The sequence below is a fragment of the Segatella copri genome (genome assembly GCF_019249655.2).
Taxonomy (GTDB): domain Bacteria; phylum Bacteroidota; class Bacteroidia; order Bacteroidales; family Bacteroidaceae; genus Prevotella.
Genome location: NZ_CP137557.1, coordinates 235,695 through 248,224, shown reverse-complemented (window position 1 = coordinate 248,224; position 12,530 = coordinate 235,695). Strand labels below are relative to the sequence as shown.

Below are 12,530 nucleotides of genomic sequence, written 5' to 3'. Positions count from 1 at the left end.
TAAACAGAACAATGAAAAAAATCTTTAAATTGTTGCTCATCGCCCTGCTGATTCCTGCCTGGATGAACGCCGCAGGATGGGACGAGGCGGAGTACAAGCGGATTGAACAGAGCATTCAACTGCCTGATTTGCCGCAGTCGGCAAAAGTGTATGACATCTCCAAGTATGGTGCCAAACTGTCGAATCCGGCAGCACAGAACCAGAAAGCCATCAACAAGCTCATCGCCCTGGTTTCGAAAAAGGGAGGCGGATGCGTGGTGATTCCTAAGGGTACCTGGAAGACGGGTGCCATAGAGATGAAGAGCCGCGTGAAACTGGAGGTGCAGAAGGATGCTATCCTGCAGTTTGTTTTCGACACCAAGCTCTATCCGCTGGTACGCACCTCATGGGAAGGTCTTGCCTGCTGGAACTACTCGCCTTGCATCTATGCCTACAAGGCTACCGACATCGCCATCACCGGCGAAGGTACCATCGACGGAGGCGGAAACATGGAGACATGGTGGCCGATGTGCGGACACAAGAGATTCAACTACAAGGAGGGAATCACCAAGGAAGCACAGTGCCTGGGTTCGCGTGCCAAACTGCTGAAGCAGGCTGAAGACGGCGTGGATTTCGACCAGCGCAAGTTTGGACTGGGACAGGGATTGCGCCCTCAGCTCATCAACTTCGTACGCAGCGAGCGCATCCTGATCCAAGGTGTCAAACTGCTCAACTCGCCTTTCTGGGTAATCCATCCACTGCTCTGCAAGAACATCACAGTGAAGGGCGTGACCATCTGGAACGAAGGTCCTAACGGCGACGGCTGCGACCCTGAGGCTTGCGAGAACGTGCTCATCGAGGACTGTATCTTCCACACCGGTGACGACTGCATTGCCATCAAGAGCGGAAGAAACAACGACGGCAGACTCTGGAACCAGCCATCACGCAACATCATCATCCGCAACTGCGAGATGCAGGATGGACACGGAGGCGTGGTAATCGGTTCGGAAATCTCGGGCGGTTGCGAGAACGTGTATGCAGAAAACTGCCGCATGGACTCGCCTAACCTGGAGCGCATCCTCCGCATCAAGACCAACAACTGCCGTGGCGGATTGATTCAGAACATCAACATGCGCAAGGTGACCGTGGGTCAGTGTAAGGAAGCCGTGCTGAAAATCAACCTCGACTACGAGCGCAAGGAAATCTGCTACCGCGGTTTCGAGCCTACCGTGAGAAACGTGAGCATGGAAGACGTAACCTGCCAGAAGAGCAACTATGGTGTGCTCATCATCGGCAGAAACGAGGTGGAGAACGTTTACGACATCAACGTGAAGAACTGCACCTTCAACGGCGTGGTGAAGAAGCCTGTGCAGATGACCGGAAAGACCCGCAACGTGAAGTTTGAAAACCTGATGATCAACGGTTCGCTGATTCTCAGCAAGGCAGAACAGCCTTACCAGAACTATTCAGAGTGGCTCACCCACAGCGAGATGCATCGCACCCCACACCCATACAACCTCGACTTCAGTCCGAAGAAACCTCGCTGGAGCTACGTGATGGGCATCGAGATGGAAGGCATGCTCGACACCTATTTATATTATAAGGACAAGAGCACCTTCAACGCCAAGAATGCCTTCAAGGGAACAGAGAGCACTGCCGACCACGAGAGCATCATCGAATATCTGAAGGAATATCCAGCAAAGATGATTGACGAGAAGGGAAACATCACCGGCTATAAATACGAAGATTTCAACCTCGACAACGTGCGCACGGCGAAGTTTATCCTCCGCATGCAGAACCTCTTCCCTAGCAAGGGAAACGAACTGGCGCTGAAGACCCTGTTCAAGCAGCTTCAGAACCAGCCTCGCACCAAGGAAGGCGTTTACTGGCACAAGGCTATCTATGCCAACCAGGTTTGGCTGGACGGTATCTTCATGGGCCTGCCTTTCTACTGCAACTATGCCGTGCAGAACCTGAAGCCTAAGAAGGCGAAGAAGATTCTGGACGATGCCGTAGACCAGATGATCAAGACTGATTACCGCACATACGACGAAAAGACCCAGCTGTGGAAGCATGCCTGGGACGAGACTCACGAGCAGTTCTGGGCTGACAAGGAGAACGGTAAGAGCCAGCATACCTGGGCAAGAGCCTTGGGATGGTATGTGATGGCGATGACCGAGTGCCTGGAGGCGATGCCTGAAGACTATGCCCGCCGTGGCGAGGTAATCACCCTACTGAACAAGGCGATGGAGAGCGTAGTGAAATATCAGGATAAGAAGACGGGCGTATGGTATGACGTGATGGATGTGAAGGATCCACGCAACTATCTGGAGAGCACAGCATCAAGCATGTTTGCCTACGTATTGCTGAAGGGTTACCGCAAGGGTTATCTCAGCGAGAAGTTCCGCGACGCCGGCGTAAAGGCTTACAAGGGCATCATCGACCAGTTTATCCAGGTAAATGCAGATAAGACCATCAGTCTTACCAAGTGCTGTTCTGTAAGCGGCTTGGGCCCTGGCCCTGGTCCATACGTCAAGAAGCCAAACTTCAAGCGTGACGGCAGCTTTGAGTATTACATGAGCGAGCCAATCCGTGACAACGACGCCAAGGGCGTTGGTCCATTCCTCTGGGCTAGCCTGGAGATGGAAATGCAGGGATTGAACAAGTAATTGCAAAGATTTGAATACATCAAATAATGGCTGAATTTTGAATACATCCATATCAAATGAATAACAAGAAGATATTAACAAGCATGGCAGCAGCACTGATGAGTGCTGCTGCTTTGGCACAAGCCCCTGCCTTTCCGGGCGCAGAAGGTCACGGAAGATATGTAACGGGCGGAAGAGGTGGAAAAGTAATCCACGTAACTAATCTCAACGACAAGGGTACCGGATCGTTCCGTTCCGCAGTAACAGGCAACAGCAAGAAGATCATCGTCTTTGATGTGGCTGGCGTCATTCCGCTGGCTTCCGACCTCACCATCGGAGCCAACACCACTATCTTAGGTCAGACTGCTCCTTCTCCGGGCATCACTCTGAGATATTACACGGTTCGTCCGGAAGACAACTGCATCATCCGCTTCATCCGTCTGCGCCGCGGACAGGAAAAGGACATCAATGATGGTGCTGATGCTATCTGGCAGCGCAACAAGACGGGCATCATCTTCGACCACTGTTCCTTCAGCTGGAGTATCGACGAGGTGGCATCTTTCTACGACAACAACAATTTCACCATGCAGTGGTGTACCGTTGCCGAGAGTCTCACCAATCCGGGGCACTCCAAGGGAGCACATGGCTACGGAGGCATCTGGGGTGGCAAGCTCGCCAGCTTCCACCACAACTTCGTAGGACATCTCATGAACCGAGGTCCACGCTTCAATGGTGCCAGATACGGATGGACAGGATACACCAGCAACAAGGAATACGATACCTATAAGTGGGAGAACCCCGTACAGGCAGAAAACGTTGACTTCCGAAACTGCGTGATGTATAATGCGCAAGGAACCTGCTACGGTGGTCCTGGCGGCGGACAGATCAACATCGTGAACAACTACTACAAGGCAGGACCTAGCCAGAGTCTGACGAGCAAAACCCTGAATGGCATCAAGGTAAGCGTAAGCACCGGAAAGGAACGTGGCAGTCAGAACCGAATCACGCAAGTTACCGTATCCAGCAGCAGAAATTCCGACAAGAAGCATCCTGAGTTCTACGAGATGACCAGCCGTTATTTCATCAGCGGCAACACCACCGAAACCACCAAGGGAACAGTTACCAAGAACCAGGACTGGAAGGGCGTGGTATACGACAAAGGTACTTATACTTATAATGGCGAGAACTATTCTGCTGACAAAAAGAATTTCTACGGAGATGCTGTAGCCCACCAAACCATTGACGGTGTTTCGTGCGTGAAGATCAAGATGGATAATCCTGCTCCTACGGGAGAGGTTACCACCCACTCTGCAGCCGAAGCATTCAACAAGGTACTGGCATACGGCGGAGCCTCGCTCTACCGCGATGAGATTGATGCACGCTACATGGAAGAGGCTAAGACGGGAACGGCACAGTATAAGGGAAGCATCACTCTGTCGCCAGGTATCATTGATAAGGTATCAGACGTAAACGGCTACACCGAGTCTACTTTCGGCACCGCTTACCGTCCTACCGACTTCGATACGGATAAAGACGGAATTCCGGATGCATGGGAGCTTGCCAACGGTTTGAATCCAAACGATGGCAGCGATGCCCTCACCTACTCGCTCGACGGCAAGGGTTACTACACCAACGTGGAAGTATATGCCAATTCGCTGGTAGAGGACATCATGAAGCAAGGTAATGCTAATGCAGAGAACAAGGTAGATGAATACTATCCAGAATGCAAGAATCCCACTGGTATCTCGCAAGTAATCACCACCAACCCAGGCGAAATAGCGAAAGTAACGTATTACAGCCTCAACGGCCCCCTTCTTTCTGCTCCTCAAAAAGGAATCAACATCCGCAAGATGTTGTTTCAGAACGGAAAGACCATAGTGGATAAGGTTATAAAGAAATAAAAGAGAAAGAGGAATTAAAGATTAAAGGAATAAAAGAGAAAGAGGACGCAACCATCGGAATGATGGAGCGTCCTCTTTTTTATTGCAATATGATTAAACCTGAAAAGTCTAACTATTGATTAATTTTGGTATGAAGTCTAACTATTGATTAATTCTGGTATAATCAGATTACTTCACGAACTTCTTGCCGTTCTTGATTACCAAGCCCTTGAAAGAGCCAGAAACCTGCTGACCAGCCATGTTGTATGTCTTGCCTGCCTTTGCAGAATCAACGTTTATGTTAGAAATGCCGTTAGAAACCTTAGCAGGAGTGAACTTAATATCATAGATATTCATACCGCTCTTTCCAGAATAAATCAAAATCTTTGCAGCTTTATTCTGATTATAGTTCGCTGTGAAAGATTTGATTTCACTTGCATCAAAGGAAACATCTTCCAAAGGAGTTATATCATTATCTACAACAGCAGCAACCTTTAATACTCTAGGATCACCACTGCTACTTGCATGAGCAGCAACAACATAAATATCACCAGGTCCCTCTACATCAAACGATACTACTCGAACCAAGTTTTCTAAATCAGAAACAGAACCTGAACCAGACAACTTAAGACGCTGAGTATACTTAACATCGTCAACAGTCTTCTTACTACCATCAATAGTCATAGGAGCATCCTCTCCCTTGCTATTCTTATTAATATTCAAAGTCAATCCATCTTTGGTAAAAGTCTCTGAATATGTTTTAGCATCCCAGTTGCTAAAGTTCCACTCAGACTGAGCGTTCATACTTGCTGCCATAGCGACAGCTGCAATAAGAGTAAAAAATTTCTTCATAATTTTTAAAGTTTAAGTCGTTTATATTGTTTTTATTGTTTAATTTGTAATATCTATATATAAAATAGGTATGAATATCTAAATTAAAAATAGGTATGTACGTTTAAGTATTAATTTGTAATTGTTTACGGCAGCAAAAGTAATCAATTATTCGCCATTAACCAAGAAAATGAACTGAAAATCTCCGAGATTTTGCGAAAACGTTTACGTGAAAGTATCACCCCCCAACTCTTGTCTATCCCAAATAATATGCGTACTTTTGCCACCGAATAAACAAGTTCACAACTTAACAAACAAGTTCACAACTTATAAACAAGATTTTTTAATAGACCTAAAAGAATATAACAGATGAAAAGAAATCTACTAAGATTCGGGCTGCTATGCCTGATGATGGTCTTTGCTTTCATAGCTAAAGCACAAGACGTTACGGCAGAATGGAATTTCAAAGCCAATTTGCCGAAAGGTATCCAAAGTATCCAGGTGGAAAAGAGCGTCAGCGCTATCGCCTCTACCGTGGAAGGTATCGAAATGACCGTGGATGCAACCAACGGCAAGCTGAAGGGCCGCTCTGCAGATGCCCAGATTAACAAGGGCACCATCCTGAAGGTTCCAGTGAAATCATCCAGAGACATCGTTAGCATCATGAACTATGGCAACGAGAAGTATCGTGCTACCTTCACCATCGGAGAAACTACTTCGGCTGATGAAATCATTGAGCACAACGCTACTGTAGATGAAGCTACTCAGGGCTATGTACAGATTGAAGTAGCAGAGAACGGTTACTTCTACGGCATCAAGCTCGTTCAGGCAAGTGCCTTGCAGGAGAAGACACTCTACTCTACAGATTTCACCAACTGGGAGGCCATCGATCGTGCCAAGGCTACCGACGAGGTGGTAAAGGTGAAGACCCTCTACAGTAAGGAGGAACTCAGCTTTACATTCAATGGTGTGGGTGTTTATCCTGCAGGTACCAATGCTAAGTTCCCAGAGATTACCGGTTTCATGCAGACTGCCAAATACACTGGCGAATACAAGGCTGCAGAACCTAGCGTAGTAACATCTCCATTGGCTAGCATCACTAAGATTACCCTGCACCAGGCTGCTACAGGTGGCAAGCGTGGTATCAAGGTATCAGTAAAGGGCGACGGCGATGCAGACTGGGTAGCAATCCACAATGTAGCTATCGCAAATGCGAAGGGCGAGGACCTGACACTCGAGGTAAACCGCACCAACTGTCAGATTAAGTTCGAGAACTTTGCTCTCGGTCAAAACGCTTACGTTACCGACCTCGCTATCTATGGCAACGTAGATATGAGCAAATCGCCTATGCTCGGCAGCTTCCTCCTGAACGGTGAGAAGTATCATGCAGCCGACCTCTTTGCAGAGGGTGCAGATGGCAAGCAGATGGCTACCGTGCTCATCTCAAAGAAGGCGAATCTCATTTCAGAGACCAACCCGCTGACAGAAATCACCGCAGACAACGGCAACATCAAGAGCATTACTTATGCTACTACTGGCGAAGGCGCTGAGCAGAAGACCGTGGCTACCATCGTGGTAGAGGCAAACGGCGACGAGGCTACCTACGAACTCACCGTAGGTTTCAAGCCAGACTTCACCCTTACCTATTATGATGTAGATGGCAAGACTGTTCTCGGCACACAGGCTGTGGAGCAGGATGCAGAAATAGAGAAGTTCCTGGATGGTACAACCGAGAAGGTAACCGTAGCCGACGGTAAGAAGTTCCGTGGCTGGGCTAGCGACCAGAAGAAGGACAGCCAGAAGTTTACAACATCTTCTGTCATCACAGAGAACGCAGCCCTCTACGCTCTGGTAACAGATATCGAGACAGCCAGCGGCACAGCCCGCTATGACTACGACCTGCAGAAGGAAGGTTTCGACATCAACGACCACGAGGCTATCGAGGTAGAAGGCGGCAAGTGGCACGACGCTACTCACGGCTGGACCTTCAATGCCGACAGCAAGGTGAAGGTATTGATGGGCGGCAAGGGTTACATCAAGATGGCCCTCTGCCAGTATTCAGGCTCAGGCAAGATCATCCTCTCAGACCCTCAGGGCAATGAGGTAGCAAGCATCGACGCCAAGGCTAGCAAGGACGGCAACTCTGGCATTCTCCAGAACCCATCAACAGAGAGCGGCATCTACACCCTCTCATTCGAAGGCACAGCTTATCTGCACAACCTCAGCATCGTGAACATGACTGAGCCTGCCTTCGCACAGAACGGCAACTGGTACAGCGTGAAGGCTGGTGACGCACAGAGCTTCATCACCACACTGGAGGTAGTAAACGGCGCCAACGCTGCTGCCGATGCAGCCCGCTCGTTCATCTTCCTGCCTAACGGCACATACAATCTGGGCGACCAGTGTCTCACCAACATCAGCGGAAACAACATTTCCATCATCGGTGAGAGCATGGACAAGACCATCATCGTAAACAAGCCTGCCGTAGAGAACGAGGGAATCGGTACCACCGCTACTCTTCTCAACACAGGTAACAACCTCTATATGCAGGACATCACCCTGCAGAATGCACTGGAATATTACAAGAGCGGTTCAGCCGGTCGTGCAGTCTGCCTCCAGGATAAGGGTACCCAGACCATCTGCAAGAACGTGAAGATGCTCTCTTACCAGGACACCTATTATAGTAATGAGCCAAACGGCAAGGGCCAGTTCTACTTTGAGGATTCAGAGATTCACGGCACCGTGGACTATGTTTGTGGTGGCGGCGACGTATACTTCAACCGTGTACTCTTCGTAAACGAGAGTCGCAAGGAAGGCGAAAAGAACGGTGAGGATGTGATTGCAGCTCCTAACAGCAAGAGCGAATGGGGCTACATCTTCAAGGATTGCACCATCGAGAACAAGGCAAAGGCATTCAGCCTTGGACGCTCATGGAACAACATCACCCGCCTTACCTGGCTCAACACAACCGTGAACCAGAAGGATGAAATTCTGAACGACGACAAGAAGTATGCTTACTTCACCATCAACGCCATGGGCGATGCGATGGCAGACAAGTTCCGCCTCGACGTATTGAAGGATGCAGAAGGCAACGTATTCTCTCCTGCAGAGAAGAAGGTAGTGTTCAAGGCATCAGACGGCAAGGTTTTGAAGGACGAGGAGAACATCATCCTCACTGCCGATGAAGCTGCAGCTTACACTCTGGAGAATGTATTCGGCGAGTGGGAACCTGCTAAGTTGGCTGCCCAGCAGACCGCAGGTGCAGCAACAGAAGTTGACGGCAAACTTTCATGGACTGGTGATGCACAGATGTACATCGTATTGAAGGATGGCGAGTTCTTCGCTCTGACCAGCGAAAAGAGCCTCGACCTGGAAGGTGCTACTGGCAAATTCACAGTTCGTGCTGCAAACCAGATGGGTGGCTTCGGCGAGGTAACATCTGTAGCTACAGGCATCAAAGACATCCATGCTGCCACAGAAAACGGTGCAGCCGTAAAGACTGCCATCTTCTCTGTAAGCGGCACACAGCAGAGCCGTCTTCAGAAAGGCATCAACATCGTGGTAAAGACCCTGGCTGACGGCAGCAAGGAGACAACCAAAATGGTAGTGAAATAATCGCATCATAGAGCTGGAAAGCTGAAAGAAAACATGTAGAAATCTCAGGTAAGATCCTGAAACCTTCATCCCCTAAAGAATAGCCCCGAAAAGGCATTCTTTAGGGGATTTTATGTTAAAATACACATTTTAGCAAACGTTTACGTAATCTTTTCGCCGATTTATACAACGTAATTCATTTTTTTTATCTAAATTTGCACACGTAAATAATAACCCGTGCATGAATCGATGCCACAAAGGCAGACATTTTTTGCATAGTAGTTTTAATCTACTTAAATGTATAAATCGAGATTAAGAAACAAATTTTTAATAAGTATAATCTAACCTTATAAGTGTATGTCTGGTAATTATAACAGAAAAAAGATTGCGCTTGCAGGTGCGCTCATGTTCATGGTAACAAGCGTCTCAGCGCAAACGGTAAAGGGAGTTGTTACTGACAATACGGGCGAGCCAATCATCGGCGCATCTGTCATGGAGGTAGGTGTAGCTGGCAATGGTGGCGTGACCGACATTGACGGTAACTTCACAGTAAACTTAAAAGGCAAAAGCAAGAAACTGAAGATTTCATACATCGGTATGAAAGCGAAGGAAGTAAGCGTTGCTGGTAAAGAAACGATTGACATCAAGCTCGAGGATGACAATACCACCCTCAATGATGTGGTTGTAATCGGTTATGGTACGATGAAGAAGAAGGACCTTACTGGTTCTGTGGCTTCCATCGGTTCCAAGGAGCTTGCAGACATCCCTGTCTCAAGTGTAGGCGAAGCCATGACAGGTAAGCTTGCCGGTGTAAACATCACAACTACAGAAGGTTCGCCTGATGCAGACATCAAGATCCGCGTGCGCGGTGGTGGTTCTCTTTCACAGGATAACTCTCCCCTCTACATCGTTGACGGATTCCCTGTAAGTTCTATTAGCGATATCGCTCCAAGCGAAATCGAGACTATCGACGTATTGAAGGATGCTTCTTCAACAGCTATCTATGGTGCACGTGGTGCCAATGGTGTTATCATCGTTACTACTAAGAGTGGTAAGGAGGGTAAGACTCAGGTAAGCTTTGGTGCATCTTTAGGTTTCAAGAAGATAGCTAAGGAGACCAAGGTCATGGATCCTTACAACTACGCTCTCTATCAGTATGAAGTAGGTAACACTGAGTATGGTGACTACGATGATATGGAAATCTGGAAGTCTGTAAAGGGTAACAACTGGCAGGACGACCTCTTCGGTCGCACAGGCTTGCAGCAGATTTACAACGTAGCTGTAAATGGTGGTACCAAGGAGACTAAGTACAACATCAGCTATGCCCGTACTGATGACAAGAGCATCATGAAGTCATCTGACTATACCAAGGACAATATCAACGCTAAGCTCAACAGCAAGTTGAACAAGTGGTTGACATTGGACTTCAATGCCCGATTGGCTTATACCAAGATTAACGGTTTGGGTTCTGGTGCTGACACCAACGAGAGCAATGCCTCTAACTCTATTGTAGCCAAGACTGTTACATTCCGCCCAGTAGATCCTCTGTTCATCAGCGGCGATGACGATGATGAAAGCTCAAACAGCACAGAAGCTAGTCCTACACAGCGTATGGATGACACCTACAAGCAGCAGCGCCGTTTCCGTCAGAACTACAATGCCGGCTTGAACTGGAAGCCATTCAAGGGCATCACCTTCCGTTCTGAATTCGGTTACTCCTGGAGCTATGAGAAGACAGACCAGGCTTGGGGTACATACGCATCACGCAACTCTAAGTTCGGTTACTCTGGTCAGCCACAGACTCAGATTATCCGCAAGGACAACAAGAACTGGCGTAATGCCAATACCTTGACATACGATACAAAGAACGCCCTGCTGAAGGGTGACAAGCTCAATGTACTCGTAGGTCAGGAGTGGTCGTCATCTCAGGATGAGAGCTACACATCAACAACCGTAGCCTTCCCTACTACATTCGGTATCAAGGAAGCTTTGGCTAACCAGGCTGCTGGTACAGCTCTCCCTAACGATAATACCATCAGCCGTAAGGACAACCTCTTGTCTTACTTCGGCCGTATCAACTACTCTTACGCAGAGAAGTATCTCTTCACTGCTACACTCCGTGCCGATGCATCTTCTAAGTTTGCTGCAGGCAACCGTTGGGGTTACTTCCCATCAGCAGCCTTCGCATGGCGTGTAAGCGAGGAGGAGTTCATGAAGAGTACAGCCAGCTGGTTGTCAAACTTGAAGTTCCGTCTCTCTTATGGTACTGCTGGCAACAACCGTATCAAGAGCGGTTTGATTGATGCAACTTACTCATTGTCTGATGCTACAGCAAAGGTGCCATTCTTCGATGGTAAATTCACTACCATGCTGGAGCACAAGACTTTGTCTAATCCAAACCTGAAGTGGGAGACAACCATCACCCGTGACCTCGGTCTCGATTTCGGCTTCTTCAACAGCCGAATCAATGGTACCATCGACTTCTATTGGAATACAACCAAGGACTTGCTGATGCAGACCAACATCCCATCTATTTCGGGATATGCTTACCAGTATCAGAACTTCGGTCAGACATCCAACAAGGGTTTCGAGTTCACCATCAATGCTGATATCATCAACAAGAAGGACTTCACACTCGGTTTCACTGGCAACATCTCTTACAACCGCAACAAGATTGACAAGCTGAACAGCCAGGCTGAGTTCCAGGAGTATAAGTGGGCAGGTTCTCTCTGCAATGACAACCAGAACTTCCGCCTCGTAGAAGGTGGCCGACTCGGTGAGGTTTGGGGTTACAAGATGAACGGTTTCTATACTGTTTATAACCCTGAGACCGGCACAGGCGACCTGAAGTGGAACGGTACTGCATGGGAGTTGGCAGATGCCAGCATCGCAAATACCGTAGGTACTATCGGTGGAACATTGGCTCCAGGTGCCATCAAGTTGGAGGCAGACGAGAACGGCAAGGCTATCAAGCAGCGCTTGGGTAACACCATCGCACCTTGGACAGGTGGTTTCGGTTTCAACGCAACCTTCCATGGCTTCGATGCATCTGTATTCTGCAACTACTCATTCGGCAACAAGATTGTGAATGGTACCAAGTTGGCTTCTAGCTTCTATCAGGGTTCTCGCAAGGGCTACAACCTGAACAACGACTTCATCAACCGCTATACATGCGTTGATCCAGCCACAGGTGTCAACCTGACAAAGCCTTCTTCAACTGTCATTGCTCAATATGGCGGTATCGAGAATATCTACAACACCCTGAATGCCATCAATGCCAACGCAAGCGTATTCAACCCTTGTGTAACAGGTACCATGTCAATCACAGACTATGCTGTAGAGGATGGTTCATTCCTCCGTTTGCAGACATTGACATTGGGTTATACCTTGCCAAAGTACCTTATCAAGAAGGTAAACTTGAGCAACGTACGTTTCTACGCAACAGCCTATAACCTGTTAACCATTACAGGCTACTCAGGTTCAGATCCAGAGACAGATACAAGTTCAAAGAAGAATCCAATGTGCCCAGGTATCGACTATGCAGCTTATCCAAAGAGCCGCTCATTCGTATTTGGTATGAACGTTTCATTCTAATTCA

5 protein-coding genes are annotated in these 12,530 nt (G+C 48.2%); 4 read left to right on the top strand and 1 reads right to left on the bottom strand.

Going from position 1 to position 12,530, the window contains the following annotated elements; genetic code table 11:
* Nucleotides 1-11: 11 nt before the first annotated feature.
* Both KUA49_RS00945 and KUA49_RS00940 read left to right on the top strand, forming a co-directional pair.
* Nucleotides 12-2,648 carry a glycoside hydrolase family 88 protein gene (locus tag KUA49_RS00945; RefSeq protein ID WP_218412094.1) on the top strand — a complete coding sequence of 879 codons (2,637 nt, stop codon included), beginning with the start codon at nucleotides 12-14 and terminating at the stop codon, nucleotides 2,646-2,648.
* A gap of 56 nt (nucleotides 2,649-2,704) precedes the next feature.
* Complete coding sequence (locus KUA49_RS00940; RefSeq protein WP_218412093.1) at nucleotides 2,705-4,528, top strand: pectate lyase; 1,824 nt, start codon at nucleotides 2,705-2,707, stop codon at nucleotides 4,526-4,528.
* Between the two features lie 168 nt (nucleotides 4,529-4,696).
* Here KUA49_RS00940 and KUA49_RS00935 read toward each other — a convergent pair whose 3' ends face one another.
* On the bottom strand, nucleotides 4,697-5,359 hold the full coding sequence (locus tag KUA49_RS00935) for a hypothetical protein (RefSeq protein ID WP_218412092.1): 663 nt from the start codon (nucleotides 5,357-5,359) through the stop codon (nucleotides 4,697-4,699).
* Between the two features lie 348 nt (nucleotides 5,360-5,707).
* On the opposite strand from KUA49_RS00935, the gene KUA49_RS00930 reads away from it, so the two are divergent.
* Both KUA49_RS00930 and KUA49_RS00925 read left to right on the top strand, forming a co-directional pair.
* Entirely contained in the window at nucleotides 5,708-8,953 is a 3,246-nt protein-coding gene (locus tag KUA49_RS00930) for a pectinesterase family protein (protein ID WP_218412091.1), read from the top strand.
* A 336-nt stretch (nucleotides 8,954-9,289) separates the two neighbouring features.
* Complete coding sequence (locus tag KUA49_RS00925) at nucleotides 9,290-12,526, top strand: SusC/RagA family TonB-linked outer membrane protein (protein ID WP_203051429.1); 3,237 nt, start codon at nucleotides 9,290-9,292, stop codon at nucleotides 12,524-12,526.
* Nucleotides 12,527-12,530: the final 4 nt, after the last annotated feature.